Source organism: Streptomyces sp. NPDC050806 (genome assembly GCF_055586425.1).
Window position 1 is genome coordinate 384,202 of the sequence record NZ_JBVJIF010000004.1, and the last position, 14,766, is coordinate 398,967.

The 14,766-nt window shown below is 71.5% G+C and carries 11 protein-coding genes; 6 read left to right on the forward strand and 5 right to left on the reverse strand.

Annotation, left to right across the window (positions count from 1 at the left end):
• The first annotated feature begins 4 nt into the window (after window positions 1-4).
• Window positions 5-1,231, forward strand: a complete 1,227-nt coding sequence (locus ACZ6WH_RS14555) for a Gfo/Idh/MocA family protein (protein WP_469728493.1) — start codon at window positions 5-7, stop codon at window positions 1,229-1,231.
• Window positions 1,232-1,246: 15 nt separating this feature from the next.
• On the opposite strand, the gene rutA is transcribed toward ACZ6WH_RS14555, so the two are convergent.
• From rutA to ACZ6WH_RS14570, 3 genes are all read right to left on the reverse strand, one after another.
• Window positions 1,247-2,341 (reverse strand): pyrimidine utilization protein A, encoded by a 1,095-nt coding sequence (gene rutA, locus ACZ6WH_RS14560; protein ID WP_469728495.1) that lies wholly within the window; start codon window positions 2,339-2,341, stop codon window positions 1,247-1,249.
• Between the two features lie 133 nt (window positions 2,342-2,474).
• The gene (locus tag ACZ6WH_RS14565) at window positions 2,475-3,500 is read right to left on the reverse strand and encodes a YncE family protein (protein ID WP_469728497.1); all 1,026 of its coding nucleotides are present in this window, start codon (window positions 3,498-3,500) and stop codon (window positions 2,475-2,477) included.
• A gap of 116 nt (window positions 3,501-3,616) precedes the next feature.
• Window positions 3,617-4,930, reverse strand: a complete 1,314-nt coding sequence (locus ACZ6WH_RS14570; protein ID WP_469728499.1) for a PAS domain-containing protein — start codon at window positions 4,928-4,930, stop codon at window positions 3,617-3,619.
• A 379-nt stretch (window positions 4,931-5,309) separates the two neighbouring features.
• Between ACZ6WH_RS14570 and ACZ6WH_RS14575 the strand changes: the two genes are divergently transcribed.
• Genes ACZ6WH_RS14575 through ACZ6WH_RS14585 form a run of 3 tightly spaced genes read left to right on the forward strand, consistent with a single transcriptional unit; the run spans window position 5,310 to window position 10,110 of the window.
• On the forward strand, window positions 5,310-6,761 hold the full coding sequence (locus tag ACZ6WH_RS14575; RefSeq protein ID WP_469728501.1) for an ATP-grasp domain-containing protein: 1,452 nt from the start codon (window positions 5,310-5,312) through the stop codon (window positions 6,759-6,761).
• Entirely contained in the window at window positions 6,758-8,770 is a 2,013-nt protein-coding gene (locus tag ACZ6WH_RS14580; protein ID WP_469728503.1) for a PEP/pyruvate-binding domain-containing protein, read from the forward strand. The genes ACZ6WH_RS14575 and ACZ6WH_RS14580 overlap by 4 nt, the downstream gene beginning before the upstream one ends.
• Window positions 8,767-10,110, forward strand: coding sequence for an MFS transporter (locus tag ACZ6WH_RS14585; RefSeq protein WP_469728505.1), 1,344 nt, complete (start codon window positions 8,767-8,769; stop codon window positions 10,108-10,110). Before ACZ6WH_RS14580 ends, ACZ6WH_RS14585 begins: the two co-directional genes overlap by 4 nt.
• Here the strand turns inward: ACZ6WH_RS14585 and ACZ6WH_RS14590 are convergent.
• A complete protein-coding gene (locus ACZ6WH_RS14590) occupies window positions 10,062-10,697 on the reverse strand; it encodes a hypothetical protein (RefSeq protein ID WP_469728507.1) in 636 nt (211 codons plus the stop codon). The genes ACZ6WH_RS14585 and ACZ6WH_RS14590 overlap by 49 nt on opposite strands.
• Before the next feature lie 103 nt (window positions 10,698-10,800).
• Window positions 10,801-11,577, reverse strand: a complete 777-nt coding sequence (locus ACZ6WH_RS14595) for an IclR family transcriptional regulator (RefSeq protein WP_469728509.1) — start codon at window positions 11,575-11,577, stop codon at window positions 10,801-10,803.
• Window positions 11,578-11,657: 80 nt separating this feature from the next.
• Here ACZ6WH_RS14595 and asnB point away from each other — a divergent pair, with 80 nt between their 5' ends.
• Both asnB and ACZ6WH_RS14605 read left to right on the forward strand, forming a co-directional pair.
• On the forward strand, window positions 11,658-13,205 hold the full coding sequence (gene asnB / locus ACZ6WH_RS14600; RefSeq protein WP_469728511.1) for an asparagine synthase (glutamine-hydrolyzing): 1,548 nt from the start codon (window positions 11,658-11,660) through the stop codon (window positions 13,203-13,205).
• Window positions 13,206-13,381: 176 nt separating this feature from the next.
• Window positions 13,382-14,764, forward strand: coding sequence for an MFS transporter (locus tag ACZ6WH_RS14605; protein ID WP_469728513.1), 1,383 nt, complete (start codon window positions 13,382-13,384; stop codon window positions 14,762-14,764).
• Window positions 14,765-14,766: the final 2 nt, after the last annotated feature.

The following is a 14,766-nucleotide window of genomic DNA, read 5'->3' on the forward strand; positions in this document are numbered from 1 at the left end:
AGATATGACCGACACCTCCGTCGCCCCGGCCGGCCACCGCCCGCACACCCGCGACCTGCGGCTGGGCGTCATCGGGCTCGGCCTGCGCGCCACCCTCGCCAAGGAGGCCCACCACCCCGGCGAGGGCTCCGTGGTGGTGGCCGCCGCCGACACCGCGCCCGGCATGTTCGACCGGGCCCGTGAGTGGTTCGGCGACGACGTCCACGTCTACCCCGACCACCATCGGATGCTGGCCGCCGAAGACCTGGACGCGGTCTTCGTCATCACGCCCGACCACACCCACGAGGCCCTCGCGGTGGACCTGCTGGAGGCCGGGGTCGCGGTCTTCGTGGAGAAGCCGCTCGCCATCACCACCGAGGGCTGCGACCGCGTCCTGGAGGCCGCGCGCACCGGCGGCACCCGGCTGTACGTGGGCCACAACATGCGGCACATGCCGGTGGTGCGGGTCATGCGCGACCTCATCCGGCGCGGCGAGATCGGCGAGGTCAAGGCCGTGTGGTGCCGGCACTTCGTCGGTCACGGCGGCGACTTCTACTTCAAGGACTGGCACGCCGACCGCCGCAACACCACCGGCCTGCTGCTCCAGAAGGGCGCCCACGACCTGGACGTCATCCACTGGCTGGCCGGTGCGTACACCGAGCGCGTCACCGCACTCGGCGGCCTCACCGTCTACGGCGACATCACCGACCGCTCGGGGCAGGCTCCCGGTGCCGTCATGCCCGACTGGTACGACCCCGAGCGCAACTGGCCCCCGCTCTCCCTCACCGGCCTCAACCCCGTCGTCGACGTCGAGGACCTCTCGATGATGGTCATGCGGCTGGAGGGCGGCATCCACGCCAGCTACCAGCAGTGCCACTACACGCCCGACTACTGGCGCAACTACACGGTCATCGGCACCGAGGGCCGACTGGAGAACTTTGGCGACCACGGGGAGACCGCCGAGGTCCGCGTGTGGAAGCACCGCAGCGGCTACCGCGCCGACGCCGACCTCGTCGTCCCGATGCCCTCCCCCGGCGAGGGCGGGCACGGCGGCTCCGACCCGCTGCTGGTCGCCGAGTTCCTGCGCTTCGTCCGCTCCGGGGGCCCGACGGACACCAGCCCGGTCGCCGCCCGCGAGGCGGTCGCCGCCGGCGTTGCCGCGACGGAGTCGCTGCGCGCCGACGGCCGCCCCGTCACGGTGCCGCGTGTCGCCCCCGACCTGGCCGACTGGTTCGCGGGCGGCCAGGGATGACCGGGCGACTCCGGACTACCGGCGAGACGGTGTCGCCACCGCACGCCCCGCCCGGGACCTCATCAGCGGCTGGATGCGGGTCCCGAAATTGTCGATCCCTTCGAGGAAGTCGTCGAAGACCAGCATGATCCCCTTGGTACCGGACACCTCGGCGATCTCGTCCAGCATCCCCGCGACGGTCCCGTACGAGCCGACGAGCGTGCCCATGTTGAAGTTCACGGCGCCCTCGGGCAGCGAGATGGTCCGGGCGGTGGCCGACTCGTCGTCCGTCGCGTCCGCTGCCGTCTCCCCCGCCATGTACGCCAGCGCCGCGAGGTCGGCGTTGTCGTGGTAGTCCCGCCACTTCGCGTGGGCCGCCTCGTCGGTCTCGTCCGCGACGACCATGAACAGCGACAGCGCGCCGACGTCGCGGCCGGTTGCCCGTACCTCGTCCATGAGCGCGGCAGTGGTGTCCGAGAGCGCGAGCGGGGTGTTGACACCGCTGCCCAGGACGAAGCTGTAGTCGGCGTGCTCGGCGGCGAACCGCATACCGGTGCCGCTCTGGCCGGCCGCGACGATGTCCATGTGGCCACTGGCCGGCCGCGGGGACAGTACGCAGCCGTCCATCTCGTAGAACTCGCCCTTGAAGTCGCTGACGCCCTCGCTCCACAGCTCCTTCAGCACGGTGACGTATTCGACGGCCCGGTCGTAACGGTTGCCGAAATGCCCGTCCCCGGGCCACAGGCCCATCTGCGCGTACTCACCGGGCGCCCAGCCGGTGACGATGTTGACGCCGAACCGCCCGGGGGCAATGGAGTCGACGGTGGCCGCCATCCGCGCGACGATCGCCGGCGGCAGCGCGAGGATCGGCGTCGAGGCGTACAGCTTGATCCGCTCGGTCACGGCCGCCAGGCCGGCCATCAGCGTGAACGACTCAAGACAGTGGTCCCAGAACTCCGTGTCACCGCCGAAGCCCTTGAGCTTGATCATCGACAGGGCGAAGTCGAGTCCGTGCTCCTCGGCCTTCTGCACCACCGCCTTGTTCAGTGCGAAGGTCGGCATGTACTGCGGAGAACTCTTCGATATGAGCCAGCCGTTGTTGCCGATCGGGATGAAGACGCCGATGTCCATAACGCTCCTCAACGCTCCTTGACGAGTCGGGGGTGGTCGGTCGCACAGCGACCGCCTTCCATGATCGAAGCGATGACGGTACGAACGCCACGTACACAGGAGTTGCGTCACTCACCATCCCGGGCCGCACGCTTCAGGACCGTCCCGGCAGCAGCACCGAAGCGTCCGGCTCCAGTTGCGTGGCGAAGCCGTCGACGACGGCGAACCGGTCCAGGTCGACCACGGCGACCCGGTTGGTGTCCAGCAGGGACACATAGGCCAGCGGCCTGACGGGGTGGAATGACACCGCGGACGGGGTGCCGTCGAGCCGGAGGGAGCGGAGCGGTCGCAGATCGGTGCTCCAGGTGGTGAGGGACTTGGCGACGATGTCCGTCACCAGCAGCCGTTCGTCATCGAGCGGATAGACCCGCAACGGGTCTCCGCCCGTCTTCCGGCTCCGCCGTACCTTCATGGTGCGGGCGTCCAGCGCGACCAGCGAGGAGCTCTTGCGGGCCCCGACGAACAGCGTCTTCTCGTCCCGGCTCAGACAGCTGCTCTCGGGGAGTTGGCCGGGGGTGGCCAGAACGGGCGGTACGGCGGCGTCGTGGGGGCGCACGAGGCTCACCGTGTGCGACAACAGCCCGGTGACGTAGGCGCGTTCACCGTCCCGGCTGAGGCTGAACAAGTGCGTCTTCACGCCGTGCGTGGGCACCGCCCTGGTCGGCGCCTGGTCGGTGGAGGGGGCGTCGAAGCCGAGCAGTACCGCCTTCTCCTCACTCAGGGCGTACAGCCGGTCGTGCGCGTCGATGCCCATGCCGTGAATGCGGTTGAACGGCCGGGTGTCGATCGTCCGGGCCAGGGAACGCCCGGCCAGGTCGATGACGAAGACCGCGGCGCCGCCCTCGCCGACGGTGGAGGACATCCGCACGCCGTAATGCCCGACATAGGCGTACCGTCTGCGCGAGTCGACGACCATCTCGTGCGGGTAGTCCGGCAGCCGTACCGTCCCCTGACGCTTCCCCGACGCGGTGTCGTAGAAGCTGACCGCGTGGCCGGACTTCTCCACCACCATGAGTACGTCGGTCCCCGCCGCCCGGGAAGCACCCGCGGCAGGCGTGGACAGCCCGCTCGCGACTACCCCGGCACCCACTGCCTTGATCACCGTACGACGTGTCGCCACAGTCCCCACTCCGATCGTCCGACAGCCCGCAGTCGTCCGCGCCGGGGAGGCTCCCGCACGCGCAGGCACGAGCCTGCACGGCACCAGGGCGTGGCGTCCAGATCGCCGGTCCCGTCTCAGGGGGTGCTGAGGGGGTGCGTGGTCGTGGCCGGGTGCGGGGGCCAGGCGCGGGGGGCGAGGATGCCGAGGACGTAGGCGCGGGCCACGAGGGCGGGCCTGGTCGCGGCGTCCAGGAGGTCCCGGAGCCGGCTGAGGTGGTAGTCGACCGCCTGCCGGGAGAGCTTCAGCGAGGTGGCGATCTCGGCGTTGGTGCTGCCCTTGGCGAGGAGGGACAGTATGCGGATCTGCGCGGCGGTGAGCGGGGGCCGGGCCTCGTGGGCGATGCTCTGGTGGGTGACGACGGCCCACACGTGCGTGACGCGGCCGGCGGACCCGCACACCGTGGTCAGGTGGAGCTGCGCGCGGCGCTGGCGTCCCTCGGCATCGAGGAGCACGGCGGAGGTTTCCACCCGTCTGACGCGGCGGGTGATCAGCGCCTCCCACGCGAGGCGCAGCGGGCGGAGGTCGGACGCGGCGGCGAGCAGCGTGTGCGCGCGGCGGCCGACCAGGTCGGACAGGCGGGCCCGGAACAGTTCGGCGGTGGCCGTGCCCGCCTGTTCGATACGGCCGTTGACCGAGAGCAGCGCGCAGGGCAGACCGCTGTGGTCGCGCAGCGCCCGCAGGTTCTCCTCGGCCTCGCGGCGCTGGTTCATCGCGCGGGCGTGTTCGGTGATGTCGACGTAGATCCCGGCCACACAGGTCCGGCCGTTCTCCTGGACGGGGAAGCGGTGGCCGGCCGCCTGTCCGGTGCTGCCGTCCGCGCGGTGATAGCGCAAGTGGTGGCGCACCGGCTTGCCGCGGCTGAGGATCTCCTGGTCCAGGGCTCGGAACTGGGCGGCGTCGGAAGGGGTGTCGAGATCCTCGATACGGCTGCCGACGACCCGATCCGGCGTCGTGCCGTAGAGGTGCGCGTAGGAATGGTTGGCCCACAGGTAGCAGCCGTCGTCGTCGCGGATGAAGGCCGCGGCCGGGGCGAAGTCGGCGAACTCCGCGAAGGCGGCGTACGGGCGGCCGCCCGCGGGCTGCGTACCGGCCTCCACCGCGATCCCGCGCGTACAGGCCTCGCCCCGGTTCTCGCCCAGGGGCCATCGCACGTCGAATGTCCGGCCGTCGAACTGGACCAGGCCCCGGCCGTCTTCGAGGGAGTGTCCCGGAGCGGACATCTCCTGGCGCGTGCGGTCGAGGAAGCGCTGCGTGGTGGGCAGGTCGGTGAAGGCGCCGCCGCCCCTCTCCACGACGCGCCACTGCTCGTCGGCCTCCCACCAGGACACGGGGAGGTGCTCCAGCAGTGCTCTGAGACCGGAATCGTCCACGACGGCCTTTCCGTCCATGTTCCCACCGGTCGGCGGGAGGTGACCTTGCGATGCCTATCCCGCGCGGAACCCGCCCATGCTCGGTTCTCGGCCGACTCCGAGGCGTGAGGGCGCCCCCGCACACCTCGCCCTGTGTGACCCGGAACTCCTGCCTTCAACCGGCAATGCCGGCGACTTTGGCATTTGCCTGACCGGCCCCTGCCTTCTGTGACACTTCCGGGCCACACCGTTTGGTTCCCTTGAGTGCGCCGCCGGTCACCCGTCGTGTTCTACGCGGGTTGCGCACCCGTCCACCTCGTGCGCGACCCAAGGGCGGGACCGGGCCGGGCGATCAGTCAGCGAGGCCGGGCCACTGCCCGATGCCTCGGACAGGGCAGGCGAGAGGAGACGAATTTCAGTGAGCACGGTGCTGTTGGTGCACGCCAAGGGTGGTCCGCCGCTCGGCCATGTCCTGTCCCGGGCGGCCGCGCGGGCGGAAGTGCACCTGCTGGCGCTCAGCGCGCCTCCGCCGGCGGTCGCCGAGTCCGCGAGAAGCCTGTGCGCCTCGGTCGTGATGCCCACCGACGCGGAGCGCTCCGACCTGGTCGCGCTGATCGTCTCGCGAGCCGAAGCCGTCGGCGCGGACGCGGTCCTCACCTTCTCCGAGTACGCGGTCGTGGCCGTCGCCGAGGCATGCGAGGCGCTCGGCCTCGCCGGGGCGGGAGGCGCCGCGGCGCTCGCCCGCGACAAGCGGATGATGCGGCACACCTGGCACCGGCGCGGCCTGCCGCAGCCTGCGTTCCGTCCCGTCACCACGCGGGCGGAACTCCACGAGGCCGTCGCCGTCCTGCACGCGCCCATGCTGCTGAAGGCGGCGTGGAGCGCGGGCTCCACCGCCCATCAGGTCATCGGCTCCCCGCGGGAGGCCGACGCCGCCTGGCGGCGCTCGCGCGAGACGATGGCCGCCTCCGCCCGGCTGGGCTTCGCCGAGCTCCATGTGGCCGAGGCGGACGCGCACTTCGTGGTCGAGGAGATCGTGACCGGCGACGCCGCGCAGTGGTTCGACGAGGCCGGTTGGGGCGACTACGTCAGCGTCGAGGGCGTGGTGACCGGCGGTGTCTTCCGGCCGGTCTGTGTCAGCGGCCGGATGCCGACGGTGCAGCCGTTCACCGAGCGGGCCGGCATCACCCCCGCGTTGCTGCCCGCGGACCTCCAGGACCGCGTCGTGGCCCTCGCCCGGGAGGCCGTCGACGCCCTCGGTCTGCGCGACTGCGGCACGCACACCGAGATCAAGCTCGGCGCCGGCGGGCGTATGTGGCTGATCGAGACGGCCGCCCGGTTCGGTGGCGCGATGACCGTCCCGCAGATCGAGGAGGTCTTCGGGCTCGACCTCGTCGGCATGCTCGTGGACCATCTCCTGGGCCGCCCCGTCGCCTGGCCCGAGCGGGCCCTCGGCCCCGAGCAGGCACGAGGCGCCGCGGGCTCCCTCGTCGTCCTGGCGGTGGACGGCCACGGCGAGCCCTGGCGGGACCGCAGGGTGTGGGACTTCCCCGTGGTGCGGGAGGCCGTCGCACTGAGCGAGGGCAGCACCCTCTCGGTGGTACCGGAGAGTTCGCTGCCCGACGGCAGCACCGTGCCGGTCTACGACCCCGCCGGCGGAGCCAACACGATGGCGGCGTTGTGTCTGCTCTCGGCCGCCGACGCGCGCACCGTGCTCCGCGACTTCACGACCCTGGTGGACGCGCTGCCCGGCGTGCTGCCGCCCGCCGTGTCCGCCACAGCCCCGTCCGTGTCCGCGCCGTCGCAGCCCGCGCCCGCCGCCCGGCTGCGAGCCCGGTCGGCAGTGCGGTCCGAGGGAGCCCCCGCATGAGCACCACTGCGCTCCCCACCGACGCTCCGGAACCCGCGACGGACCGCACGGTCGTCGGCGAGAACCTCTCGCTGCCGCTGTTCCGCACCCTGTCCGGGGTGCTGGCCGGCCACCCGTATCTCAAGATCGTCGTTGACCGCGCCGAGGACACCTGGCACCTGCTCGACACGGCCGCGCACCCCTTCCACGTCAACTACATCGCCACCCGCGTACTCGGCATGGGGATCACCCAACTCGACGCGGTGCTGGACGAGTTCAACGCCTCCGTCTACATGGACCCCGAGCGCCGCTTCCTGCTCGGGGTGCTCTCCCTGCACACCGACGAGGACGCGGAGGGCCGCGAGCGCACCTTCCTCGTGCTGGAGACGACCGAGGCCGACACCATGCACGGAGAGCTGCTGGAGTTCTTCCACGCCTTCGTACGGGAGCGCGTCGACGGCAGGCTGCCGCTGCTGCTCAAGCCCGCCAATCACGGCCAGGAGGAGGAGCTGGCCGCGGTCAGCGAGCAGCGGGTGCCGCGCATCCTCAGCCACGAACTCTTCGGCACCAGGACCCGGACCCCGCTCAACCTCGGGGAGGCCACCGGCCGGCTGCGTTGCTTCCGCACGATGGCGGAGTACAGGGCAGCGGCCGACGGGCTCGGCTGGTCGGACATCGTCGCCATGGCCTGCCTGCCGGACGACGTGCGGCGAGTGGCCGGATTCATCAACACCGCGCCCATCACCCCGCTGTCCCACACCAACGTCCTCGCCTCCGGGTGGGGCATCCCCAACGCGATCGTCCGCGATCTGGAGCAGCTGGTCGGGAAGGACGGCCTGGACGGCGCCTGGGTCCGCTACCGGGTGCGCGAGGACGAGATCACACTGGAGCGGCTGGAGCAGGCCCCTGAACTGCGGGCGCCGGCCTGGCACCAGCAGCGCATCCAGCTGGACCCACCGCTCCTGGAGGACGCACCCGTACTCTCCCTGCACCGGCTGCGCAGCGCCGACCGGGACCGCTACGGCACCAAGGCGGCCAACCTCGGAGAGCTGCACCACGTACTCGACAGCCGTACGGCCGACCTCACCTCGTACTACGGCCGCCCCCGCCCGCCGCGGGAGGACCTGTACGGACACCTCGCGGCGCGGCTCGGCCTGCGCTCGCCCTCGGCGGCCGAACTCCGCTCGGCGGCGGCCGCCTTCGTGGCCGGCACGGTCGAAGCCCCTGAGGGTGTCGCCCTGCCGTTCTCCCTTCTGCACCGCTTCCTCACCTCCTCACCGGCGCTCCAGCAGGGCATCGGCAAACTGAAGATGGCGCTCGAACTCGACGCCACCGATGTGCTCGACCCGCTCTGCCTGCAGATCCAGCAGCTCATCCGGCACACCCCGCTGCCCGAGTCCGTCGCCGGGGAGATCACCCGGGCCCTCCCCGCCCCGCTCGCCGGGGGCGGCCGCCTCGTGGTGCGCTCCTCCTCCAACGCCGAGGACCTCCCGGGTTTCTCCGCGGCCGGTGTCTACGATTCCGTCACCACGGTCCGCGGCACCGGCGCACTTCTCGACGCCGTGCGGCAGGTGTGGGCCTCCCTGCTCTCGCCGCGCAGCGTGCGGCTGCGCCACCAGGTGGGCATCTCCCTGGACGACACGTACATGGGCGTGATCATCCAGGTGTACCTCCCCGCCGCGCTCGGCGGCGTCCTGGTGACCTGCAACCCGACCCGGCGCGAGGACTTCCGCAACGTCTACCTCAACTGCTCCCCGGGCTCGCCCGAACAGGTCGTCGAGGGAGAGGTCCTGCCGCAGCAGTACCTCTACAACACCGTGGAGGGCGGCGGGCGCACCGTCGCCCTCGGCTCCTGGGGCGAGGGGCTGCCCGCCGTCACGCGCGCCCGGCTCGCGGACCTGTCCCTGACCGGGCGGCTGCTGCAGTCCCACTTCAGCGCGCCCGAGGTGGACGACCCGCTGGACATCGAGTGGCTGCTGACCGACCGGGGCGACTTCCGCCTGGTCCAGATCCGCCCCTACGCGCTGTGAGCCCCCGCCTCCCCCGCTCAGCCGCGCGGCCCGCGGTCAGGCCCCCGACCGGCACCGCCCGCCGCATCATCCGGCTGAACTACGGCTTCCAGCTGCTGTTCAACCTGCTGTGGTGGATGCCGGTCTTCTACGCCTACCAGCGGGACGCCGGACTCTCCGACGGGCAGATCTTCGGTATCCAGAGCATCTACTACGTGGCCTTCTGCCTCTTCGAGATCCCGACCGGGCTGATCGCCGACCGGATCGGCACCCGCAACTGCCTGCGGGCCGGTGCCGTCGTGATGACGGCGGCGAACCTCGCCCCGGTGTTCAGCGCCTCGTACACCGGGTTCCTCGTCCACTTCCTCGCCATCGCCGCCGGCCGCTCCCTCACCTCGGGGGCGGCCAGCGCGTACCTGTACGACGGGCTGCGCGCCGAGCGGTGCGAGGAGCACTACCTCAGGGCGGAGGGCACCGCACGGGCGCTGGGGCTCGCGGCCAAGGTCGTGTGCTGGCCGTTGGTCGGGCCCTTGATGGCCCTCACTCACTCGGCGCCGTATCTGCTCAGCGCGGTGGGCGCGGCTGGCTCCCTCGCCTGTGTCGTCGCCTTGCCGCGGCCGGCGGGGACGGGCGGCGCCACGGGCGAGGCGGCCGGCCGGGCGGACGGAGGGCGCAGGGGCGGCGCGTTCCTGCGGGACGCGGGCGCCGCGCTGCGCTGCGTCGTCTCCTCACCGTGGCTGGCCCTGGTGATGGTGCAGGGCGTGGCCGTGTTCACGCTCTCCCGGATCTGTCAGGTCAACCTCTTCCAGCCGATCCTGCTGGACCACGGCATCGCTGAGGCGTCGCACGGCGGTGTGATGGCGGCGATGACGGTGTCGGAGGCGGTGGCCTCGGCCCGCCCCCAGTGGCTGAGCCGCCGGCTGTCGCCGGTTGCCTGGGTGTCGGTCCTCAGCCTCGCGCTCGCGGGCACCCTGGCGGCCATGACGCTCGGCGGGCCGTGGGCCGTCGTCGCGCTGCTCTGTCTGTTCGCCGCCGCGGCCGGCTTCGCGTACCCCGTCCAGCGCAAGTTGGTCAACGACGCCGTGCCCGCCCACGCCCCGCGGGCGACGCTGCTGTCGGTCGAGTCGATCGTGGACCGCGGGGTGTGCGCACTGGCGGCCGTCGCCGTGGGCGCCTACCTCTCCGCCGGACGCCTGGACGCCCTGCTCTGGCACAGCGCCCTGGCGACCGCGGTGCTGCTGGGCGCCTTCCAACTGGTCCTGCCGGTCCTGCGCGGCAAGGTGGTGCGCAGGACCGGCAGCACGGCGGAGCGTCAGCGGGGGCCGCGCGCCAGCATCTCGATCACACGGGCCGGGAGGTAGGCGGGGCGGAACGGCTGCCCGATCCGGTAGGCCACGTACCCGAGCGAGGCCGCGACCTCGGTCTCCTCGGCGGTCTCGGCCTGGTAGACGAGACGGCAGCCGTCCGCATCCGCCTTGGCACGCTCCCAGAGGACGGGCGCCGGCTTGCGTTCCGCCTCGGTGCGCGGAGTGCGGATCCGGTCGCCGAAGTCCTTCCAGGCGAAGGGGGCGGAGCCCTTCCAGGAACCGTCGACCTCCTTCTTCAGCGCGGCAGCACGTTCGGCGTCCGTATCGCCCCAGGAGGACGGCACGTTGGTGATCAGCCCGACCTTGATGTGCCGCTCCCGCAACTCGCGCAGATAGGCGGCAGCGCCGGGCATATAGCCGGTGCTGGAGTCCTCGGCCGTGTGCACCAGGGTCTCGCCCAGATCGAAGTAGACGATGGCGCAGCCACGCGCGGTGTCCGCTCGCGCCCCGGCCCGAGCGTGCTGCGACACCTCCGCCGGCACGGTCGCACTCGCCGCGGTGGCCGGCATCGTCGACGCCACTGCGGCAACCAGAAGCACGAGGCCGGTACGGAAGAAGCCTCGGGAGGCGGATCTGTTCATGGCGTTCGGCGCCTTTCTCTTCGACGCGTCGCACGGATGCGACCATGTCCCGCCATACCCCTGAACAACGCGCCCCACTCGCCCCTGCGCCACCGCGATGTCGTCATCGGTCCGCGCGCTGTTCGCCTCCGTTGAGGCGCGACGAAAGCCGGTGCGCGGCGGCAGCGACCGCGTCGACCGTCCGCGGCACCGCCTCCGGCGGGAGCCGGAAGACGGGGGCGGAGACGTTCACGGCGGCGATGACGTGGCCCCGGTGGTCGTGGACGGGGGCCGCCACCGCGATCAGGCCCGGCTCCATCTCCTCCACTGCCACGGCATGGCCGCGCGACCGTTCCGTCCGCAGCCGTTCGAGCACGGACGGCACATCGCGCGGCGCGGCGTCCGTACCCGGCAGCGGCTCGCCGTCCTCCGTCGCCAGCAACGCCGCCACCTCCCGGTCCGGCAGGTTGAACATCAGGGCGCGACCAGCGGACGTGCAGTTCAGCGGCGAGCTGCGGCCGATCCACTCGTGCGCCTGCAACCCCCGAGAGGTGCGTTCGGTGAGCACCGTGACGACGCTGTGACCGGACAGCACCGTCAGGTACGCCGGCTCGCCGACCTGGTGCACCAGCTCGCGCAGTACCGGCGGTGCCTCGCGCTGCAGGCGGTCCTCGCCCGCGGAGGCGGCCAGGGCGAGCAGCTGCCAGCCGACGTGGTAGCGCAGGCTACGGGGATCCCGTTCGATGAAGCCCTCCTCGGCCAGGAGCTTCAGCGTCCTGGAGATCTGTGACTTCTCCTTGCCCAGCGCCTGGGCCACTTCCTGCACGCCCATCGGCCCCTGCCCCAGGACCCGGAGCACGTCCAGCGCGCGCCGCACGCTGCTCAGGCTGTCGCTTCCCATACCGCCACACTGTCGTGCGCGTGCGTATGCAGCAACTCGCATTGCCTCATTCGCATGCACCCCCTCTACGGTCGTGAGTCATGTGCGGAATCGCAGCCCTACACAGCCATGACGGAGACATCGCCACCGCGTGCGCCGACGCTTCGGCCCACCGGATGCTGGACCGGCTGGCCCACCGCGGCCCCGACGACAGCGGAACCCGTACGGTCGGCGGCCACACCTGGCTCGGCCACCGCAGGCTGTCCATCGTCGACCTCGACGGCGGACACCAGCCCCTCGGCGGCAGCCGGGGCGCGGACGACTGGTCACTCGTGTGCAACGGCGAGATCTACAACCATGGGGCCCTGCGTGAGCAGCTCCCCGCGCACGCCTTCGACTCCCTCTCCGACTCCTCGGCCGCCCTCGCCGTGCTGCGTACCGAAGGCCCCGCGGGCCTGCACCGGCTGCGCGGCATGTGGGCACTGTGCGCGGCCACGCCCGCCGGCCGCTTCGTCGCCGCCCGCGACGCGGTCGGGATCAAGCCGCTGTACTGGGCGCACACCGGCGGAGCCGTCCACTTCGCCTCCGAGCTGAGGGCTTTCGCACCCGCGGTGCAGCGGCACGTCGAAACGTTCCCGCCCGGCTGCTGGTGGACCCCGGAGGACGGCCTGCGCCGGTTCGCGGACGCCGTGCCCGCCCGCGCCCGGGACGACGGCTGGGCCGGCCTGCCGCAGCAGGTCGTCGAGAAGGCCACGTTCGAGTCCGTCACGGCGTCCGTGCGGCGACACCTCATGGCCGACGTCGAGGTCGGCGTGTTCCTCTCCGGCGGTCTCGACTCCGGGCTGGTGGCTGCCATCGCCGCCGAGGCCTACGCGCGGCAGGGCCGACGCCTGAAGACCTTCGCCGTCGGCACGGCGGACTCCCCCGACCTGCTGGCCGCCCGGGACGCCGCCGCGTATCTCGGTACCGAGCACCACGAGGCGCTGCTCGATGCCGGGTCGGCGGAGAAGGTCGTGGGCGACGTGGTGCGGTGCGTGGAGTCGTTCGACGCCAGCCTGATCCGCAGCGCGGTTCCGAACTGGTTCCTGTCCGAACTCGCCTCCCGGCACGTCAAGGCGGTGCTGACAGGCGAGGGCGCGGACGAGCTGTTCGCCGGCTACGGCTACTACCACGACCGGCACCCCTCCCCCGACGCCCTGGACGCCGAACTCCGCAGCACCGTGACCTCGCTGCACGGTCTGAACCTCCAGCGCTGCGATCGCGTCACCATGGCGCACGGCCTCGAAGCACGTGTCCCCTTCCTCGACGCCGATGTCATCGCGCACGCCATGTCGCTGCCCGCTTCGCTCAAGACGCTGGAGGACGACGGCATGGAGAAGGGCCATCTGCGCCGGGCCTTCGCCGGCCGGCTCCCCGAGCACCTGCTGTGGCGCCGCAAGGAGCAGTTCGGTACCGGCAGCGGCGCGCAGAGCGTCCTCACCCCCTGGTGGGCCACCCGGATCACCGACGCCGAGTTCGACGCCGCGGCGGCCGAGGAGGGCGCCCCTGAACTGCGCAGCAAGGAAGAACTGGGCTACTACCGCATCTTCCGCGAGGCGCTCCCGGGCATCCGGCCGGACGCCGTGATCACGAGGTTCGCCACGGCCTGAGTCCGGTCCTGGCCCGCCGAGGAGTCGCACGGAGACCTGCTGTGCACTATGCGCACAACCTGTGCACAGATTGCTTTGGCTGTGGTTAACGTGAGCGAAACACCTCGGGCGGCACGGAGCCTCGCGGCGTCGTGGCGCCGTGGGAGCCGGCGTGTGCCCTGTGCAAAGGAGCACGCATGGCAGAGCTTCGACCGACCGCGACACCCGCCGATGATCCACAGCAGCGCTCCCGCAAGCGCAACGCCCTGGCCGCGGTCGTGGGGTCGGTGCTGGAGTGGTACGACTTCTTCCTCTTCAGCACGTCCGCCGCGCTGGTCTTCAACAAGATCTTCTTCTCCGGCGAGTCGGAGTTCGTGGCGACGCTGGCGTCGTTCGCCACCTTCGCGGTGGGGTTCGCGGCCCGCCCGCTCGGTGGGCTCGTCCTTGCCCACCTGGGCGACCGGTGGGGCCGCAAGCCGGTCCTCCAGATCACCCTGGTGCTGATGGGCGTGGGCACGATCGCCATCGGGCTGATGCCGACGTACGAGCAGATCGGCATATGGGCGCCGATCCTGCTGGTGTTCTGCCGCATCCTCCAGGGGCTCGGGGTCGGCGCGGAGCTCGGCGGCGCGTATGTGTGGACCACCGAGAGCGCCAAGCCCACCCAGCGCGGATTCTTCGCGGCGCTGCCCGGCGGTGGCGAGTTCCTGGGCGTGGTGTGCGCGTCCGGTGCGATGGCGGTCGTGTCGTCGATGGACGAGGAGTCGTTCCTGAGCTGGGGCTGGCGCCTGCCCTACCTCGCGTCGGTCATCGTGGTGATCGGCGGCTTCCTCCTCCGGCACGTGGCCGATGAGAGCGAGTCGTTCAAGGAAGCGGTCGCGGAGGGCAAGAAGGAGAAGCTGCCGCTGACCGCGGCCGTCCGCAGCCACGGCAGGACCATTCTGCTGATGATCGGTGCGGGCTCCGCCACGGCCGTCGCGTCGTACTCCATCCAGGGATATCTCCCGGCCTACACCACACAGCAGTTGGGAATGCCCGCGAATGTGGCGGTCATCGCGATCACCATCGCCGCGGCCGTGTCCGTCATCGGCGTACCGGTCTGCGGCTGGCTCTCCGACCGGTTCGGGCGGCGTCCCCTGATCATCGCCGGTGCGCTCGCGACAGCCCTCTTCGCCGCGCCTTTCTGGCTGCTCGTCGGGACGAAGTCGCTGCCGGTGATCACGATGGCGGTCTGTCTCGCGTTCGCCGTGCTGCTCAATTCGCTGATCTTCGGCCCCTCGGGCTCCTTCTTCTCCGAACTGCTGCCGACCGAGGTGCGGTTCAGCGGCCTGGTGCTCGCCCGCGAGAGCACGGCCGTGCTGTTCTCCGGCACCGCGCCGTTCATCGCCACCCTTCTGGTCCATGCCGGAGGGGGCAGCCCATGGCTGCTCGCCGGTTACATGGCACTCTCGGGAGTCATCACCGCCGTTTCGGTGCTGCTGCTGCCGGAGACCGCACCCCGCGCGCTGCGCCGCAAGGCCGTCAAGTCCGGGGACAGTGACGGCAGCACTCCGATCGACGTCCAATACGCAGAGGTGTAGCA

What these genes read in the sequence shown, in the direction of transcription:
- ACZ6WH_RS14555 (WP_469728493.1), top strand. Translation starts at nt 5, where the DNA reads ATGACCGACACCTCCGTCGCCCCGGCCGGCCACCGCCCGCACACCCGC.
- ACZ6WH_RS14605 (WP_469728513.1), top strand. Translation starts at nt 13,382, where the DNA reads ATGGCAGAGCTTCGACCGACCGCGACACCCGCCGATGATCCACAGCAG.
- ACZ6WH_RS14590 (WP_469728507.1), bottom strand. Translation starts at nt 10,697, where the DNA reads ATGAACAGATCCGCCTCCCGAGGCTTCTTCCGTACCGGCCTCGTGCTT.
- asnB (WP_469728511.1), top strand. Translation starts at nt 11,658, where the DNA reads ATGTGCGGAATCGCAGCCCTACACAGCCATGACGGAGACATCGCCACC.
- ACZ6WH_RS14580 (WP_469728503.1), top strand. Translation starts at nt 6,758, where the DNA reads ATGAGCACCACTGCGCTCCCCACCGACGCTCCGGAACCCGCGACGGAC.
- ACZ6WH_RS14570 (WP_469728499.1), bottom strand. Translation starts at nt 4,930, where the DNA reads ATGGACGGAAAGGCCGTCGTGGACGATTCCGGTCTCAGAGCACTGCTG.
- rutA (WP_469728495.1), bottom strand. Translation starts at nt 2,341, where the DNA reads ATGGACATCGGCGTCTTCATCCCGATCGGCAACAACGGCTGGCTCATA.
- ACZ6WH_RS14595 (WP_469728509.1), bottom strand. Translation starts at nt 11,577, where the DNA reads ATGGGAAGCGACAGCCTGAGCAGCGTGCGGCGCGCGCTGGACGTGCTC.